Genomic DNA, 17,472 nt, shown 5'->3' with positions numbered 1-17,472 from the left:
CTCTGGAGAAGACTGGTCTTCCACCTGTTTTAATCCACCCAATACGTCCCGGGACAGCCAAAAAGCGAGTCCATCTCACGTCTTTGCCGGTAAGAATTGTGTCGGAGAGCACAAGCGACCGATCGCCGGGAGTCCAGCGCGCCGACGTACTGGTTCAATGTGCGATCAGTGCGCGACTCAGCGCGCCGCGCAAGCGGAACAACCCGTTCTCGCGCGGCGCGCCGGCCATTCTTCAGCACAACGGGAATTCACCAGGCATTCTTGCGTACAGCATGTCCTATGCTGGTTCAACGGCGATTTATGTAATCAATACGTTGGATACGTTCACGCTGACAGTGCGGGGATGGTGTGTCGGGACTCGCATCCGGCACATTCAGCGCGGCACCACCATCACGGGTTGCGCGTAGGTGACGGCAGGGGCGGGCACGATTGCATAGTTGGTCGGCGCGGGAACCACGACCGTCGTGTACAAGGTGACGGGTTTCGGAGGCAACGGCACGGGCGTGCCGACCGCTACAGCAACGGGAATTGGAGCCGGCGGAGGCGCTACCACATAGACGGGCTTGACCGGCGCGTAGTAATAGACCGGGCGCGGCGGCGGCGCGTAGACCACGGCAGCCGGCATATAGACGACCACCCGGGCGAACGCCGTCGACGAACAGGCGAGACCGATGGCGGTGAAGGTAGAGGCGCAGACGAGACGAATACTCACTTGATACTCCTGAGACGTTGAGCGGTGCGGAGCGTCTTCCGGTGAAGAAGCCGTGCGACTGATTCGGATTGCTTGAGAACCCTGCCAAACCGTTGAGGCGCCGCGCTTGATGCACTTAAGGCACTTGCGGCACTGGTAGCGCCGGCAGACGAAAGATACGCAAACCGCCCTGAAAACGGCAGCGCGAACTTATTTCATTCAATGTCGCGCGAAAGTGGGCCATGAGATAAGCATGCAGGTGTATGAAGCGCATGCTGTGTTGCGACGACAGCGAGAACATCTGCTGCGTCGGCGCCGCGAAAAGCCATGACATAAGGCGACATGATTCTCAAATTGCCTTCCGGCGGCACATCCTCAAGAATTCGGCCTGTCATCGAACGGATCGCGGCGGTTAGCAGGCGACGCACGATGGCTCGATCCAAGGAGTCAGTCATGAAAAAGTTTCTCGCCGTCGTGCTGCTGTGCTGCGCATCCACCGTCACGTTCGCCCAAACGGCCGCACCGCAGGGCGGCAACCCTCAGCGCATGGAGCGTATGGCGCAGCAGTTGCAAACGCGCTTTGCGAATGCCAACACCACGCACGACGGCAAGCTCACCCGGGAACAGGCTGCCGCGGGCATGCCGATGGTCGCCAAGCATTTCGATGAAATCGACACGCAGAAGGCGGGCTACATCACCTTGCCGCAGATCGCGGCATTCATGCAGGAACGCGGGGCAGCGCACTGAGCCGCGCGGGCATCGGCGGGATCGTAGGATATTTGACGCCTCAATGCGCGATGAAATCAGCCACGTCCTGCCGCCTGTCCATCGCCTGCGCGCTGATCGTATCGATGAGTGTGGCACTGACGGGTTGCGTGACGGTTGGCCCCGACTTCAAACAGCCGGACGTGACGCTCGAGAACCAGTGGCTCGAGAGCCTGGCCGGCGAGGCGCAGACTGCGCCCGGTGCTCAGGCGGCCTGGTGGACCGCATTCAACGATCCGGTGCTGAGCGCGCTGGAACAGCGTGCGTACGAGCGCAATCTGTCGCTGCAGGTGGCGGGTTTGCATATCTTCAAGGCGCGCGCGCAACTCGCGGTCAGCGCCGAGAATCTGCTGCCACAATCCGGCAGCGTGTCCGTTGGCGCGGACCATATCAACACAAGCGGCGTCGGTCCGATTCCGCCAACGCATCTGTGGGCCGAGCATCTGCGTGTGAACGTGGGTTGGGAAATCGATTTCTGGGGCAAGTATCGCCGGCAGATCGAATCGGATCGCGCGCAATTGCGCGTGTCCGAAGCCGCGTATGACAACGCGCTCGTGTCGCTGTTCGCCGATGTCGCCAATGCGTACATCGATCTGCGCGCGCTCGAACAACGTATCGCGGTCGCGCAGCAAGACCTGAAGGCGGTGCAGCAGAGTCTCACGCTGACCCAGGCGCGCTACAAACGTGGCGCGTCGAGCCAGCTCGACGTCGAACAGGCCGCTACGCTGGTGGCTGAAACCGAGGCGCAGATTCCGCCGCTCATCAAGGCACGCGCACAAGACCGCGACACGCTCGCCGTGCTGCTCGCCGATCCCCCCGACGCAGTCGATGCGCAACTCAAAGGCAGCAGCGCGATTCCGGTGCCGCCGACGCAGATCGATGTCGGTATTCCCGCCGATCTGCTGCGCCGCCGTCCCGACGTGCGCCAGGCCGCGCTCAACGCGGCGGCGCAATCGGCGCTGATCGGCGCGGCCAAGGCGAAGCTGTATCCGTCGCTGTCGTTGACGGGACTGTTCGGGCTTTCGTCGGGCGAACAGCATGGCATCGGATTGTCGCAGTGGGGTAGCAAGACGATCGGTCTCTTCTCCGCGGGCATCACGCTGCCGATCCTCGATCGCGGCCAGTTGAAGAACGCCGTACGGATTCAGGACGCCGCCTTCCAGGAGGCCGTGCTCGACTATCAGAACACGGTGCTGCAAGCGCAGAAAGAAGTGGAGGACGCGATTGCCGCACTGCGGACCTCACTCGATGCGCTGGCGGCGTCGTCGCGTGCGTCCGATGCGTCGCAACGCGCTTTGAAGCTCGCCAATATCCAGTATCGCGCGGGATCGGTCACGTACGACACGGTGCTGGACGCATCGCGTTCGATGTTGCGCGATGGCGATTCGCTCGCGCAGAACCAGGGGATCGCCGCGCTTGCGGCGGTGTCTTTGTATCGCGCGTTGGGTGGCGGCTGGGAAGTGGCAGAGGGGCAGCAGGTGGTGAGCGAACAGATCGCCGAACAGATGGCGCAGCGCACGGACTGGGGCCGCTTGCTGAACCCGCCGGCGAATTCCGCGCTGGCGCGCGCCAGTGGAGGCCAGCTCGAGAATGGGAAATAACAACATGGCAGAGACGAGCACGAGCGGGGTATGCGGTAACGTGGCCAACAGGAATGAGCCAAGCCGGAACGAACCAGGCCGGAACGAACCAGGCCGGCACTTGGGAGCGACGCTTTGCATCGTGCTGGCAGCGGCAATGGCGCTCGCCGCGTGCCACGACGGCAGCGCGCCTGCCGCACAATCGGCACAATCGGCGCAAGCCGTGCCCCTGCCGCAAGTCAGCGTGACACGACCAGTGCCGCGCGAGGTGCGCGAACAACTTGATCTGAGCGGCACCGTCGCGCCCTCGGCGACCGTCACGCTAATCGCGCGCGTGCAGGGCGTGCTGAAGGAAATTGGCTTTGCCGATGGCGCTTACGTCAAGCAAGGGCAGGTGCTGTTTCGCATCGAGCCGGATACGTATCGCGCGCAACTGACCTACGACCAGTCCGCGCTCGACAATGCCAACCAGGAACTGGTCCGGCAAAAGCAACTCACGTCGGATAACGCCACCTCCGAATCGACGCTGCAAAAAGCCCAGACCACACGCGACCAGGCGCTCGCCAAACGTGACATGTCGCGCATCAATCTCGCTTACACGGAAATACGCGCACCGTTTGCGGGCCGCATCGGTGCACGTGCATTCGACGTCGGCAATCTGGTGGGCGCTTCCGACTCCACCAAGCTCGCCACGTTGGACCGCATCCAGCCGGTGTACGTGAATTTCACACTCAACGAGCGCGACGCGAACCGCATCGGGCTTTTCACGCAGCCACCCCGCACGGTGCGCGTCAATGTGCTCGGCGCGGCCGCGGGGCAGGGGCAAGGGCAAGGTGAGGACGCCGCGCTCGAATTTGTCGACACACGCGTCGATCCGAATAGCGGGGCGGTCAAGCTGCGCGCCGATATCGCCAATCGGGACGCGCACCTGATTCCCGGCATGTCGGTTGAAGTGCACATTCCGGCAGGCGCACCGCAAAACGTGCTGCTGGTGCCGGACACGGCATTGCTGCGCGATCAGGCGGGTGCGTCGGTGCTGCTCGTGAACGGCGCCGGCGTGATCGAAAAACGCGCGGTGGTCATTGGTGGCTTGTACGGTTCGCAGCGGGCGGTCACCTCGGGTCTCACGGCGAACGACCAGGTCGTGACCGGCGGTGCGCTGGCCGTCGCGCCCGGCGCCAAGGTGCAGGTGGTTGCCGCGGCGGCGCAGGGCCAGTCATGATCCGCTTCTTTGTCGAGCGCCCGGTCCTCGCCAATGTGATCGCGTTGATCGTGATGCTGCTCGGCGCTGTCGCGCTGATCAACCTGCCTATCGCGCAATATCCGCCGATCACGCCGCCGACCGTGCAGGTTGTCGCACGCTTTCCGGGTGCGAGCGCTGCGACCGTGATCGACCGCGTGGCGCTGCCGATCGAAACGCAGGTCAATGGCGTGGAAAACGCGCTGTACATGCAATCGACCAGCACCAATGACGGCACCTACACGCTCACGGTCACCTTCGCCGTCGGCACGGATGTCGATAAAGCGCAGGTGCTGGTGCAAAACCGCGTGTCGGCCGCCACCGCGCAATTGCCGCAAGCGGTGCAGCAGCAGGGCGTGACCGTGCGTAAACGCTCCACGGCGATCCTGCAGTTGTACACGCTGCAGTCGCCTGATCCGAAATACGATTCGCTGTTTCTGAGCAACTACGCGGTAATTTATCTGCGCGACACACTCGCGCGTTTGCCGGGTGTCGGCGACGTCACCGTGTTCGGCACGGGCCAATACAGCATGCGCGTGTGGCTCGATCCGCAGAAGCTGAGCGAGCGCGGTCTGACCGCCGCCGATGTGATGCAGGCGATCCAGAGCCAAAGCAAGGACGTGAGCGCCGGCCAACTCGGTTCGGAACCGAACGCGGGCGGCCAGGCGTTCCAGCTCACGGTGGCGATGCAGGGCGCGCTGTCCGATCCGCACGAGTTCGACGACATCATCGTGAAAGCCGATCCCAACGACGGTGGCCACTTCGTGCGCATTCGCGATGTGGGTCACACTGAACTCGGTTCGTCGAGCTATGGACAGTTCTTCAATCTCGACGGCAAACCGGCTGCGGGCATTGCCATCTATCAACTGCCGGAAGCCAACGCGCTGGAAGTCGGCAATGCCGTGAAAGCGACCATGGCGCGGCTGGCCAAAGATATGCCGAAGGGCGTCAGCTATCAATTGCCGTTCGATACGACGACCTTCGTGCGGCAGTCGGTGATCGACGTGTACAAGACGCTGTTCGAGGCCGCGCTGCTGGTGCTCGCAGTGATCCTGCTGTTCCTGCAGAACTGGCGCGCGATGCTGGTGCCTGCCACGACGATTCCGGTGACGATCATCGGCACGTTCGGCGCGATCTACATGCTCGGCTTTTCGATCAACCTGCTGACGCTGTTCGCGATCGTGCTGGCAATCGGCATCGTGGTGGACGACGCGATCGTGGTGGTGGAAGGGATTACGCAGCATATCGAGCAGGGCAAGACGCCGAAGCAGGCTGCCATCGACGCGATGCACGAGTTGCTCGGGCCGATCGTCGGCATCACGCTGGTGCTGATCTCGGTGTTCCTGCCATCGGCGTTTCTCGGCGGCGTCACGGGCCAGATGTACCGGCAGTTCGCGCTGGTTGTCGTCGCAACGACCATCATCAGCGCGATCAATGCGGTAACGCTCAAACCGGTGCAAAGCGTGCGCTGGCTGCGGCATGCGCGGCCCGGCAAGCCGAACATCGTGTATCGCGTGTTCGACAAGGGGTACGCCCGTGTCGAAAAGGGCTATGTGCGCATTGTTTCGTGGTTCGTGCAGCGTTGTGGCCTCGCGCTCGGCATCGCGCTGGTGCTCGGCGCGGCGTCTGCGTTTTTGCTGACGCGTGTGCCCACCAGCTTCATTCCGCTCGAAGATCAGGGCTATATCCTGATCGCCGCGCAACTGGCCGATGCCGCTTCGCTCGGCCGCACCCGCGAGGCGAGCACGCAGATCGAAAAGCGCATCGGCGCGATTCCTGGCGTGAGTCATGTGGTGTCGATCGGTGGCATCTCGCCGCTCGATAACAACGCATCGCTGCCGAATTCCGCGCTGATCTACGTCACGCTCGACGACTGGAGCAAGCGCGGCAAAGGCGAGGACCTGCGCTCGCTGTATTTGCGCATGAATAGCGAACTTGCGAAACTGCCCGACGTGCGCTCCGTGGTGATCGTGCCGCCGCCGATCCAGGGCCTCGGCAATAGCGGCGGCGTGCAGATGCAGGTGATGCTCACGGACGGTTCGCAGAACTATCGGCGTTTGCAGGATGCCACCGACGCGCTGATCGCCAGCGTTTCGAAGCGGCCCGAACTGCAGCGCGTGTTCAGCCCGTTTCGCGCGTCGGTGCCGACCGTCGAACTTACGCTCGATCGCGCCAAGGCCGAGTCGCTGCAGGTGCCGGTCGGCAATGTGTTCGACCTGCTGCAGGATTACGTCGGCTCGAGCTATGTGAACCAGTTCACGACGTTCAACCATACGTTCCCCGTGTTCGTGCAGGCCGACGGCGCGTTTCGCCGCGAAACCGACGACATCCGCCGTTTTCAGATTCGCAGCAACAGTGGTCATATGGTGGAGCTTGGCACCTTCATCGATGCGCATACGAGCGTCGGCCCGGCCGTGGCGACGCTGTATAACCTCGCGCCTGCAGCGGCCATCAACGGCAATCCGGCGAACGGCTATAGCACCGGCCAGGCGATCGCCGCGTTCGAGCAGGAGGCCGCGCGCATACTGCCCGCGGGTATCGGTTACGAATGGACTGCGATGTCGTATCAGGAGAAACTGGTCGGCAATTCGGCCTATTGGGTGTTTGCCGTGGGTGTGTTGCTGGTGTTCTGCGTGCTGGCCGCGCAATACGAAAGCTGGTTGCTGCCGGTGGCGGTGGTGCTCGCCGTGCCGCTGGCGTTGCTCGGTACAGCCGGCACGCTTGCCATCCTGGGGGCTGCCAACAACCTCTACACGCAGATCGGCCTCGTATTGCTGATCGCGCTGTCGGCGAAGAACGCGATTCTGATCGTCGAGTTCGCACGGCATCTGCGCGCGCAGGGCGTGAGCATCGCCGAGGCCGCGGTGGAAGCGGCGCGCTTGCGGTTCCGGCCGATCATGATGACCTCGTTCGCGTTTATTCTCGGCGTGGTGCCGCTCGTGATCGCCACCGGCGCGAGTGCGAGCGCGCGCCGTTCGCTTGGGATTGCGGTATTTTCGGGGATGCTCGCTTCAACGTGCATTGCCGTGCTGTTCATTCCGTCGTTCTACGTGCTGTTGCAGCGCCAGGCCGAACGGCACGCGGCGCGGCATGCACCGCCCGACGCTTAAACCGAGGAGCTTTCGTATGGATCGCCCCGCAAAAATCATCGTGCTCGACGACGAAGCCGAACTGCGCAATATGCTGCAGCGTTTTCTGCGCGGGCATGGCTTCGACGTCCGGATCGCGGAGGACGGCAAACGGCTCGACCGCTATCTGGAACGTGAGCCGTTCGATCTGCTGGTGCTCGATCTGATGATCGGCGAAGAGGATGGCCTCGCCATCTGCGCCCGTTTGCGCGAGCAAGGGCAGACGCTGCCGATCCTGATGCTGACCGCGAAGGGCGATCCGCTCGACAGGGTGCTCGGCCTCGAAACCGGCGCCGACGACTACCTCGCCAAACCCTTCCTGCCGCGTGAACTGGTCGCGCGGATCAATGCGCTGCTGCGCCGCCAGAAGATCGCCTCGGGCGATGTCACCGTGACCTCGCAGAGCGTGCATTTCGGCGATTTCAGTCTCGATGTCGGTAAGCAGCAGTTGTCGCGTACCGGCGAACTGCTGGAGATTCATTCGGCGCAGATGCTGCTGCTGGTCGCGTTGGCCTCGTCGCCGAACCGGCCCGTGAGCCGTGACAATCTGCTGGCGCGCGCCCGTGGGCGTGATCACGATGCGCTCGATCGCAGCATCGACGTGCAGGTGCTGCGGCTCAGGCAGATTATCGAGGACGATCCGTCGAAGCCGCGCTTCATCAAGACCGTGTGGGGCGTCGGCTACATGCTGGTCGCGGACGTCGACTCATGACGCGCTCGTGGCTGCAGAGAGCGCTGCCGAAAACGCTGCTGGCGCGCAATATCCTCTTGCTGATCGTGCTGGTGATGCTGAGCCAGCTCTGCGCGCTTGCGGTGTTGCTGCACTATGTGCAGCGGCCCCGCGTTGAACGGGCGGCCACGGTGTTCGCCACTTACGTGACAACGCTCGATAGCCTGCTTCAAGCCACGCCGCCGGGCGCGCGCGCCCAATTGACGGCACGTCTCGACGCTCGCACGCAACTACCCGCCGATGCTGCCCTTGAACCGCCGCCCAGTCTGATGCGCGCTTACCGCACGTATCAGCGCAATGTGTTTCTCGACAGCTTGCGCGAGCATCTGCCCGCCGACATGCCCGCGCTCTGGCAGTCCGAAGGCGGTCAACGCTTGTGGATTCGCATGCATGCGCCGGCCGATGCGCCGCACACGCCGTACTGGATCGCGCTGCCGATTCCCGAGGACGCGCAAGGCAACGGACTCGACGCCGCGATTCTGTTGTCGCTCGGTTTGGGTGCACTGGCGGCGCTGACCGGCTACGTGATCCAGCGCCACCTCAACCAGCCGCTCCAGGCGTTGACGCAGGCGGCACGCCGCGTGAGTGCCGGCGAAACGCCCGCGCCGTTGTCGACCGACGGTCCTGTCGAGATCGCCACGGTGAGCAGCGCGTTCAATCAGATGACGCATGCGTTGCAGCAGGCCGAGGCGACGCGCGCGCTGATGCTGGCGGGCATCTCGCACGACATCCGCACGCCGCTCACCAAACTGCGGCTCTCGATGGCCATGGCGATGCCCGACGGCAGCGACAGCAGCTTCGTGGTCGCCGCCGAGTCATACCTGGACCAGATCGAGACGATCTTGCAGCAGTTCATGGATTACGCCGGCAGCGGCGAGCGTGAAGCGGCGGAGCCCGGCGACCTCAATGCGTTGGTCGAGCGGCTTGCCGGCGATTTCGCCGGGCTGGGCCATGAGTTCGAGCTCACGCTCGCGGTTCTGCCCGCGATTCTCTACCGGCCGATCAGCATGATGCGGCTCCTGATGAACCTGATGCAGAACGCGATCGTCTATGGCGGCAGCGGACTCGCTGTGCGGAGTTGGGCTACAGGTGAAGCCGTGTATGTCGCGGTGGGCGATCGCGGCAAAGGTCTGTCGGCAGAGGAGCTGGAGCAACTGAAAGCGCCGTTTCAGCGTGGCCGCAATGCTCGCGCGCATAGCGGCGGCACCGGGCTGGGGCTGGCGATAGTCGAGCGGATCGCGCGGCTGCACGGCGGCAGCCTGCAGTTTCACGCGCGCGAGGGCGGCGGGCTGGAAGTGTGGGTGGTGTTGCCGCTCATTCCCGGTCCAGCCACGCATCCAGTCCCACCCGGAAGGCCACGCCCGCGATGACCGGCACGGTCAGCATGAGGATGATGCCGAAGTTGGGAATCTCGTCGCCGTAAGTGATCGGACCGTAGAGCACGACGGTCGCAACGATCGCGAAGACGATGACGCCGACGGCAACCATCAGAAGATTGCGCGCCACAATGGACAGATCCTTGCGCTTAGCCTTGCCCGGCGTGGTGCTGGTAGTGGGGACTTCGTCGTGTTGGGCGGGCATGATGGTTCTCGTGGCTGGAAGACCTGCCGCGCAAAACGCGGCTGGAAATGCAATTACAAAACGCTGCGGCGAAACGTGGCGATGAATCGAACGCCGACCGGCGTGCGATTGGCATCATACCAGGGGACGTTCGTGCCGCACACGAACGTCCCTAACACTAACGTATCACACGCCAGACGAAGCGCAAGTCGCCGGAATTCAGCGAGAAAGCCTGACATCGGTGCGGCGTCGCCCTCGCGCCCCGTTTCAGCGAACCTGACGATTCTGTCGGCGAGTCGTCATCGTCCTGAAGGCTCAGTGGCCAAGACCGCTGCTGGCGATCTGCTGCTCGACGAACTGGGCGAACAGCGCGTGCAGATGCGTTGTCGGATGAAGGTCGTCGGCGAACATGTACGTCTGATCGGCATTGGCCGTCACATAGGTTGCCGACGAGCACAGCAATGCTGTGTCATCCGGCGTTTTCTTGGGGTCGCAGGCTTGGGCCGTGTTTGCCACGACGAAGCCATTAGCCTGAAAGTTCGCGATGATCTGGTCTACCCATGTATAGGAATCGATCTGGATGACCTTGCCCTGCAGGCCATCGGCCTGCAGGGCAGCGTTCAGGTCCTGGTTGAAGAGTTGCGATAGCTGGGTCAGATTGGCCCCGCCGTCGGCCGCGGCGAGGCCTTTGGGCGACAGGCCGACATTTGGAACATTGACCACCACCACATGCGTGGCGCCGTTCTGAACGATCTGCCCGACAAGCTGAGCGAGGGTGGTTGCCGCCGTTTGCACCGTCGGCGCCGCGGCCGGCAGCGAACCGGCGCGAAGCACGTCGTTCGCGCCGGCCCACATCAGGACCAGTTGACCGGAATTGAAACTCCCGTGCGTGGCCAGATAGCTCGAAACCTGCTGATTGACCGGCATTTCGACATTGCCGATCACGTCGGTAAGAAAGTCGTTCTGGTTTGCCGGCGTCGCCACCGTGGAGCCGCCCTCGGCATAGCCGAGACCGTTTTGCGCGTTCAACTTGTGCGTGATGTCGATCGTGAACGCGGCGCTTAGCGAGCCGCCGTAGTATTGCGCGACGTTCTGAGTCCACACCTGGCCCGGATTGGTCGTGAAACGCCCGCCACCCACCGCGCTCGCGAGCGGCGTATAGGTCCCGACGTCCGACAGGCTGTCGCCGAATGACACAACTTGCAGATTAACGCCGCCCGGTGGCGTGGCCGCGCTACTGCCGTTGCTCGAGCCTCCACCCCCGCCCCCGCCGCATGCTGTCAATAGCGACATCACCGTGGCAAGAATTACAGCACGTACCGTGTCATTGCTTCCCTGCATAGCGCCTCCCCACAGATTGAACGGGCGGTTGCCCTATGTGGCGGACGTATCGCCAGCCTGCATATCGTTCTCTCGACAGTACTTCTGGGTGAGCAAAAAGGATGCCTTATCGTCCTGATTGCACAATGTCGGCGGGGCATTGAGGCTGCGTCAGATCGGCGAAAGATAGTTGACGATGCCCTGCGCTGGGCAACCGGTTAGGTGGCAGCTCGCTTGGCCGACTGCGTGCGAGGGTCTGGCCGTCAACGAGCAAATGGATTGCGCGGGCTAGCGCGCCGGCACGACGGCTGCGTCGCCCAGAAGGCCCATCAGCGTCCGCGCATTACGCTGCCCCTGATCTTCGAAGCAGCTGGTGCGTATACCGCGTGCTCACCTGTGTCTGGTGGCGAACTCGCGGCGCGGGGCACAAGACCTCCCGCAAGCGGGCGAACGTCAAGATGTGCGCCTGGATGCCGATATACTCGCTATGCGTTTGCGATTATGGCGACTTTCCCAGCGGAAAACGCCTCGCCGCCAAGTGCATCCAGGCTGTCCACGGAGAATAGTTTGATTTTGAATAGACCGTCCATCATCTGGCGCGCGATAACCTTCGTGGTGATCGTCTGCCTGTCTCTCGTTGTGCTTGATGGCTGGCGAAGCTGGAATGCACGGGCAGTCGAGCTGGGCGAAATGGACGTCGCCACCTCGAATCTCTCGCGGGCAATGGCTCAGGAGGCCGATGACACGTTTAAGGAAGCAGACACGGCGTTGCTGGGCATCGTTGAGCGCGTGCAGCACGACGGGCTCGGCCCGGCCGCTCTTAAACGACTGCACGACGTCCTGGTGATGCGCCGACAGGGGCTTCCCCAGCTTGACGGTCTATTTGTATTTGACAAAAACGGAATCTGGATCGTCAATTCCACATCGACGCCACTCAATCGATTCAATAACTCGGATCGCGAATATTTCGTCTTCCATCGAGACAACGCTGATCCTGGTCCGCACATTGGCGTCCCAGTAGTAAGCCGATCGAGTGGAAAGTGGGTTATTCCCGTTTCAAGGAGAATCAATAAACCGGACGGCAGTTTCGGCGGCGTTGTGTTGGCAACCGTCGATATTGATTTTTTCAAAGCCTTCTACAATAGCCTTCAGATTGGCAACGCGGGAGCCGTTGCGCTCGTCCTGAATAGCGGTGTGATGCTGATTCGTCGACCGTTCGATGAAAAAGTGATCGGCAAAAACATGCGGGGAACCGAGCTGTACCGCTATTACACAACGCAGGGTCCGGCCGGAACGGCGATCATCAAGTCGGCGCAGGACGGCGTCACGCGGCTGAACAGTTATCGTAGCCTCCCGAACTATCCGGTCTTTGTAGCAGCTGCGTTGTCCAAGGATGAGATTTTGCATGAGTGGTGGCGCGACACGATCTGGCATTCCGCTGGCGTGCTTTGCCTTGTCGTTGTGGTGGGCCTGTTCGGCTGGCATCTGATCCGGCAGATCGAATTGCGAACGACTGCCGAGGCGGAACTGACAAAGACGCACGCCTCCCTTGAAAAGCTCAATCAGACCCTTGAACGACTTGCAATGCAGGACGGCCTGACGGGGCTCGCAAATCGCCGCCAATTCGATGTCGCATTGCATAACGAATTCAGTCGTGCCACGCGTCACGCGAGTGCTCTCGCACTGATCATGCTGGATGTCGATTGCTTCAAGCAATACAACGACATTTACGGGCATGCAGCGGGCGACGAATGCCTGCGAACGATTAGCGGTCTCATCAGGGACCTGACAGCCGGACGTCCGGGAGACCTTGCCGCCCGCTATGGTGGAGAGGAGATTGCAGTGCTTCTTCCGAACACCGATGTAGCTCGTGCTGTAGCAATCGCGGACAATATTCGTAGCGCTATCCGTAGTCTGGAAATTGAACATTCGGGCAACCCAACTGGCTTCGTCACGATAAGCGCAGGTGTTGACGCCCGGATCCCGATTCGAGGCGCGGGCGAGCCTACGGAGCTGATACTGGCTGCCGACAAGGCTTTGTATGAGGCAAAGAGCATGGGGCGAAATCGAGTACTTGCCGCCAAGGGTAACTTTCCATCATCCACTACTGCTTCACATCGTAACTGAGCGCCCCAACCCGTTGCGTCTCGCGAAGGCCGCGTGCAATATCGGATTTAGGATTCTCCGAACTACCGGCGGCGGCAATCGCGGCGATATGGCTATCCCATGTGGGACGAATAGTCCTCCGTGCACCGCTCCCCGGCGCTTGATGTATTGATGTCACAAAGTGCCCGGCGCTCATTGGGTTCGCTCGCCCACGAACCCGGAAGTTCAGCGCCGTCGGGATGGTGTTGGATTTCCCCTGGTGCCGAACTTCCGTAGCCGACCCATCCGAGACCTTCAGTTTTCCCGGAAGCGGTCATTGCCACCAGCGCCCGCTCGACAGGGTGTGGCGCCGATGGCATTTGGACAACGCTGAGGAACTATCACTTCGCTAAGCTCCGAAGTGCTCCCGCGCAAAATCCAGAAAGCTCCTCAACTTGGGCGTCACGCGGCGATCACGCGCATATAGAACATGTAATGGCCGCGAAGGCGCCTGATAGTCCGGAAGCACCACAACCAGACTGCCCCGATCGAGTTCGCCCTTCACCAGTTCCACGGGTTGAAGCATGACCCCGACGCCCGCCACGGCGGCCGCCAGCAGCACCTCACCATGGTCTCCCATGAACCGCCCCGAGACCTGCGCAGCGACGCGGCCTTCAGGGCCATCAAACGTCCACTCCGATCGTAGTTCCGTATGCGTAAAGCCAAGACACTCATGGTGCTCGAGATCAGCGGGAACTGTTATGCGCGGGTTTGCAGCAAGATACGACGGCGCGGCGCAGAGCACTAACTGGTATGGAGCCAGTGGCTGAGCAATCAGGCCGCTATCCCCCAGTTCGCCAATCCTGAACACGGCGTCATAACCCTCGTCAATCAGATCGACGGCTCGATTCGACAGAGTCACGTCAACTGCGACCTGCGGAAACGCCTTAAGGTACTCCGGCAATTTTGGCGCCAAGGTGTGTATGCCGAAGCTCACAGGCGCATTTACCTTCAGACGGCCAGTCGGCATTGAACGGGTCTCGGCTACGAGGTTTTCGGCCGCCTCGACCTCCGCGAGGATGATCTTGGCGCGTTCGTAATAAGCCCGGCCGATATCTGTCGGGCTTTGCCTACGGGTCGTTCTGTTCAGCAGACGCACGCCGAGACTCTGTTCCAGCACCTGGACGTGTTTTCCGACCAGTTGTGGCGACATCTGAAGAGCATCCCCAGCCGCCGAGAACGAACCCAGCTCGACTGCTTTCGTGAAAACGCTCATACCCGTGAGGCGATCCATTCGAAACGTCCTGTTGTGAATGTCCAAAGATATCACGCATTTATCTCAATGGATTTGCAGTCTAGACTTGTTGCAGTTGTCGTAAGCGGGCTGAACCCGGCACGTACGCGACCTACCGCAACCTGCTCCGCCTCTCGTTTGGCGGCGCACGCAGACGACGCCGTTGCGGGCGACCACACTCACTCACAAGGTTCAAATCATGTCCGCCGAATCGAACAAACTGTTGATGTCCCGCTTTGTTGAATTCATCAATACAGCTAACGAAGTGCTTGCCGAAGAGCTTGTTGATGCCAATGCAATCTTCCATGCCCCCGTCAGCCCTGATCCTTTCATCGGGCCGCACGGATACATGGAAATCCTCGGCATGATGCGTTCTGGTTTCCCTGACATTCAATGGACGCTCGAAGAAATGATCGCGGAAAACGACACGGTTGCCGCACGTTTCATCATGCGCGGTACTCACCAAGCCACCTTCTTTGGCGTGCCTGCGAGCGGAAAGAAGATTCAGGTTCAGGCCGTGAACTTCTATCGCTTTTCCAACGGAAAAATTGTCGAAGAGCGCGCGCAACCTGACCTGTTGGCCCTCTTGCAGCAAATCGGTGCGATTCCTGCCTGAGCGGAAGATAGTCGCGCCCGCCGCTCGCCCCCTGGTCGGATGCACCAAAGACTAGGGTGCCGAACCCTTGTCCGGCGAGGCCCGTCTTTATTCTGTGTCGTGTGAAAGGGATGAAGACAGCTCGCGGTGGGCATTCGCCTGAGCGAGCAAGGTGTTCGCCTTGGATTCAAAAGCTTCAACTGCATCCGCGCCGGCGGCGAAGCGAGCGGGCGGCTCTTCCTGTGCCGTCAACTCCACTAGCGCGGCGGCAAGTTTGGCCGGATCGCCACCCTGCTTGCCGTTCATGCCCTTCCACGCAGTCACGGTCTCCTGAGTGCGCGACGCATAGTCATCAATGGAGAGTTCGGCGTAGGTAGTTGAGTCTGCGCTGAGGAGATCTGTTCGAAAAAAACCTGGTTCCACCAGCATGGTGCGAATGCCAAAGGGAGCAATTTCCTGGGCAAGCGACTCCATCCATCCTTCGACGCCAAACTTTGCAGCGGCATATGCACTGCAAAAGACGCCAGCAGTAATGCCAGCCGTCGATGAGATTGTGACTAACAGGCCAGAGTGCTGCTTGCGCATCACCGGCAATACGGCCCGGGCAACATTCATCGGGCCGAACAGAAGCGTTTCGAGCTGGCTACGCACCTGGGCGGGGCTAAGCTCCTCGAAGAAGCCCCCATAGAAGTTCCCCGCGTTGTTGACCAGCACGTCAATGCGACCAAACCTCTGGACGGTAGTTTCGACGGCGGCCTCGGCATCGGCGGGGCTGGTCACGTCGAGCTGGGTGACTAGAAGATTATCGTGATCGCCGATGGCGCTCCTGACCTTTTCGGGATTGCGCCCAGTCGCCACAACATCGTGGCCGGCCGCCAGTGCTGCCTTGGCGATATCCACGCCCATGCCGCGGCCGGCGCCGGTAATCAGCCACACTTTCTTGCTATTCATACGCGGGTCCTTTGTGTTCTTGATGCCCCAAAATTCGAGCATCGGATATGAATTAACTGGCTTCAGTGTCGCGCGATTGGCACCAGGGAGGTTGCCGAAAGCGCCGAACTTCTTGCCTAAACTGACGAGGCGCGCTTAAAGCCACGCGAATGGTCTTCTACCGGAGTAAAGTGTTTCCATCGTCTTGGCGTTAGAGATTGCGCATGAAATACCGGGTTTCCGAGCCAATGAGTACGACTACCGCACGCACGCACGGCCTCGCGCGAGCCATCGCCCGCTTTGCCCAGTCTGACGGCGACTACACCACAGCCATACCAGCCCTTTCCCTTCACCGCCGGAAGGGGCCAACCGAGCCGTTGCACTGCATCTTTAGCCTCGGGCTGGGCGTCGTTGCGCAGGGCCATAAGCAGGCGTTGGTAGGAAAACAGGTGGTGAACTACGGCCCCGGCCAGTCGATGCTGGCAAGCATCGACCTGCCTGTGATCTCGCACGTCACGCGCGCGAGTATTGAGGAACCGATGCTGGGCCTGATGCTGACACTGGACAGCCGTGACATCGTGAGGACATCTGCGGAGATGCAGCTGCCGGCTCCGCCTCGAACGCCAGCTTTCACGCCCATCACGATCGAAACTCTTGACGATGCCCTGATCGGCGTGCTGATTCGGCTGATCGAATTGCTGGACCAACAGGCATTGGCTCCGCAATTAGCGCCGCTCTATCAGCAGGAAATTATTGTGCGGCTTCTCGCTGGCCCCCACAGTCCGCAGTTACAGCACCTTGCAGCCAACGGATCGCCGAGCCAACAAATCGCCAGGGCCGTGACATGGCTCAAGCAGAATTTCTCGAAGGGACTCCACGTGGATGACCTGGCCGCGCACGCGCACATGAGTCCTTCGACGTTCCGTCAGCATTTCCGCAACATCACCGGAACAAGTCCTCTGCAATACCAGAAACAGTTGCGCCTGCAGGAAGCGCGGCAGTTGATGCTCAACCTTGGCATCGACGCGGGTAGTGCCGCGATCCAGGTCGGCTACGAGAGCGCCTCGCAGTTCAGTCGCGAGTACAGCCGTCTGTTCGGCGCGCCTCCGCAGCAAGACGTGAGGCGACTGCGGCTGTCGTGATGCGCACGTTCACGACCGGCAGGAAGCGATTGTTGACGATCCAGGTCACGGGGTCGAACGGCTGTTTGTGGCCCAGAGTGTGTCAAAACACCTTTTTGAATTGCTAAAATATCTCGTCCGATAGCGAAGGCGAGCGAGATGAAGCGGTTCGTTCAAGGCGACAATCGTACTCAAACAATCCTTCTTCCTGAATCGCTCGACGACTATGTAGCGGATACCAATCCGGTCCGCGTAGTCGACGTCTTTGTCGATGAGCTGGATCTTCATCAGCTTGGATTTGAGGGCGTCGAACCAGCGCTTACCGGACGACCTGCGTATCACCCGGATGTGATGCTTAAGATCTACATCTACGGCTACCTGAACCGAATTCAATCCAGTCGACGGCTTGAGCGCGAGGCACAGCGCAACGTCG

General features: G+C 61.3%; 16 protein-coding genes. 10 read left to right on the top strand and 6 right to left on the bottom strand.

Annotation, left to right across the window (positions count from 1 at the left end):
• Positions 1-373 precede the first annotated feature (373 nt).
• Both M0D67_RS35270 and M0D67_RS35265 read right to left on the bottom strand, forming a co-directional pair.
• Positions 374-712, bottom strand: a complete 339-nt coding sequence (locus M0D67_RS35270) for a hypothetical protein (RefSeq protein WP_171927505.1) — start codon at positions 710-712, stop codon at positions 374-376.
• Positions 713-906: 194 nt separating this feature from the next.
• Positions 907-1,146 carry a hypothetical protein gene (locus tag M0D67_RS35265; RefSeq protein ID WP_171927504.1) on the bottom strand — a complete coding sequence of 80 codons (240 nt, stop codon included), beginning with the start codon at positions 1,144-1,146 and terminating at the stop codon, positions 907-909.
• Here M0D67_RS35265 and M0D67_RS35260 point away from each other — a divergent pair.
• The 6 genes from M0D67_RS35260 to M0D67_RS35235 all read left to right on the top strand — a co-directional run bounded on the left by M0D67_RS35260 (position 1,145) and on the right by M0D67_RS35235 (position 9,504).
• Positions 1,145-1,438 (top strand): hypothetical protein, encoded by a 294-nt coding sequence (locus M0D67_RS35260; RefSeq protein WP_097393818.1) that lies wholly within the window; start codon positions 1,145-1,147, stop codon positions 1,436-1,438. The genes M0D67_RS35265 and M0D67_RS35260 overlap by 2 nt on opposite strands.
• Before the next feature lie 50 nt (positions 1,439-1,488).
• Complete coding sequence (locus M0D67_RS35255; RefSeq protein WP_171927503.1) at positions 1,489-3,057, top strand: efflux transporter outer membrane subunit; 1,569 nt, start codon at positions 1,489-1,491, stop codon at positions 3,055-3,057.
• Between the two features lie 100 nt (positions 3,058-3,157).
• Positions 3,158-4,258 (top strand): efflux RND transporter periplasmic adaptor subunit, encoded by a 1,101-nt coding sequence (locus tag M0D67_RS35250; protein WP_233468934.1) that lies wholly within the window; start codon positions 3,158-3,160, stop codon positions 4,256-4,258.
• Positions 4,255-7,386 carry an efflux RND transporter permease subunit gene (locus M0D67_RS35245; RefSeq protein WP_266241649.1) on the top strand — a complete coding sequence of 1,044 codons (3,132 nt, stop codon included), beginning with the start codon at positions 4,255-4,257 and terminating at the stop codon, positions 7,384-7,386. Before M0D67_RS35250 ends, M0D67_RS35245 begins: the two co-directional genes overlap by 4 nt.
• 16 nt (positions 7,387-7,402) lie before the next feature.
• Complete coding sequence (locus tag M0D67_RS35240; RefSeq protein ID WP_171927500.1) at positions 7,403-8,116, top strand: response regulator; 714 nt, start codon at positions 7,403-7,405, stop codon at positions 8,114-8,116.
• Positions 8,113-9,504: an ATP-binding protein gene (locus M0D67_RS35235; protein WP_171927499.1), complete on the top strand. Its 1,392-nt coding sequence runs from the start codon at positions 8,113-8,115 to the stop codon at positions 9,502-9,504. Before M0D67_RS35240 ends, M0D67_RS35235 begins: the two co-directional genes overlap by 4 nt.
• Here M0D67_RS35235 and M0D67_RS35230 read toward each other — a convergent pair.
• Both M0D67_RS35230 and M0D67_RS35225 read right to left on the bottom strand, forming a co-directional pair.
• Positions 9,449-9,715: a hypothetical protein gene (locus M0D67_RS35230; RefSeq protein WP_154559989.1), complete on the bottom strand. Its 267-nt coding sequence runs from the start codon at positions 9,713-9,715 to the stop codon at positions 9,449-9,451. The genes M0D67_RS35235 and M0D67_RS35230 overlap by 56 nt on opposite strands.
• Positions 9,716-10,009: 294 nt before the next feature.
• Positions 10,010-11,035 (bottom strand): SGNH/GDSL hydrolase family protein, encoded by a 1,026-nt coding sequence (locus M0D67_RS35225; RefSeq protein WP_171927498.1) that lies wholly within the window; start codon positions 11,033-11,035, stop codon positions 10,010-10,012.
• 546 nt (positions 11,036-11,581) lie between these two features.
• Here M0D67_RS35225 and M0D67_RS35220 point away from each other — a divergent pair.
• Positions 11,582-13,141, top strand: coding sequence for a sensor domain-containing diguanylate cyclase (locus M0D67_RS35220; protein ID WP_233468933.1), 1,560 nt, complete (start codon positions 11,582-11,584; stop codon positions 13,139-13,141).
• Between the two features lie 367 nt (positions 13,142-13,508).
• Here the strand turns inward: M0D67_RS35220 and M0D67_RS35215 are convergent, their stop codons facing one another.
• Positions 13,509-14,393 carry a LysR family transcriptional regulator gene (locus M0D67_RS35215; RefSeq protein WP_266241645.1) on the bottom strand — a complete coding sequence of 295 codons (885 nt, stop codon included), beginning with the start codon at positions 14,391-14,393 and terminating at the stop codon, positions 13,509-13,511.
• 199 nt (positions 14,394-14,592) lie between these two features.
• On the opposite strand from M0D67_RS35215, the gene M0D67_RS35210 reads away from it, so the two are divergent.
• Entirely contained in the window at positions 14,593-15,009 is a 417-nt protein-coding gene (locus M0D67_RS35210; protein ID WP_154559985.1) for an ester cyclase, read from the top strand.
• An 87-nt stretch (positions 15,010-15,096) separates the two neighbouring features.
• Here the strand turns inward: M0D67_RS35210 and M0D67_RS35205 are convergent, their stop codons facing one another.
• Positions 15,097-15,939: an SDR family oxidoreductase gene (locus M0D67_RS35205; RefSeq protein ID WP_171927496.1), complete on the bottom strand. Its 843-nt coding sequence runs from the start codon at positions 15,937-15,939 to the stop codon at positions 15,097-15,099.
• Between the two features lie 203 nt (positions 15,940-16,142).
• On the opposite strand from M0D67_RS35205, the gene M0D67_RS35200 reads away from it, so the two are divergent.
• Both M0D67_RS35200 and M0D67_RS35195 read left to right on the top strand, forming a co-directional pair.
• Positions 16,143-17,060, top strand: coding sequence for an AraC family transcriptional regulator (locus M0D67_RS35200; protein ID WP_154559983.1), 918 nt, complete (start codon positions 16,143-16,145; stop codon positions 17,058-17,060).
• A gap of 138 nt (positions 17,061-17,198) precedes the next feature.
• The coding region (locus M0D67_RS35195; RefSeq protein ID WP_266241642.1) for a transposase at positions 17,199-17,472 on the top strand (274 nt) is incomplete at its 3' end.

This window comes from Paraburkholderia sp. SECH4, assembly GCF_030511745.1.
GTDB lineage: Bacteria > Pseudomonadota > Gammaproteobacteria > Burkholderiales > Burkholderiaceae > Paraburkholderia > Paraburkholderia madseniana.
This window is presented reverse-complemented; position numbering and strand designations above follow the sequence as displayed.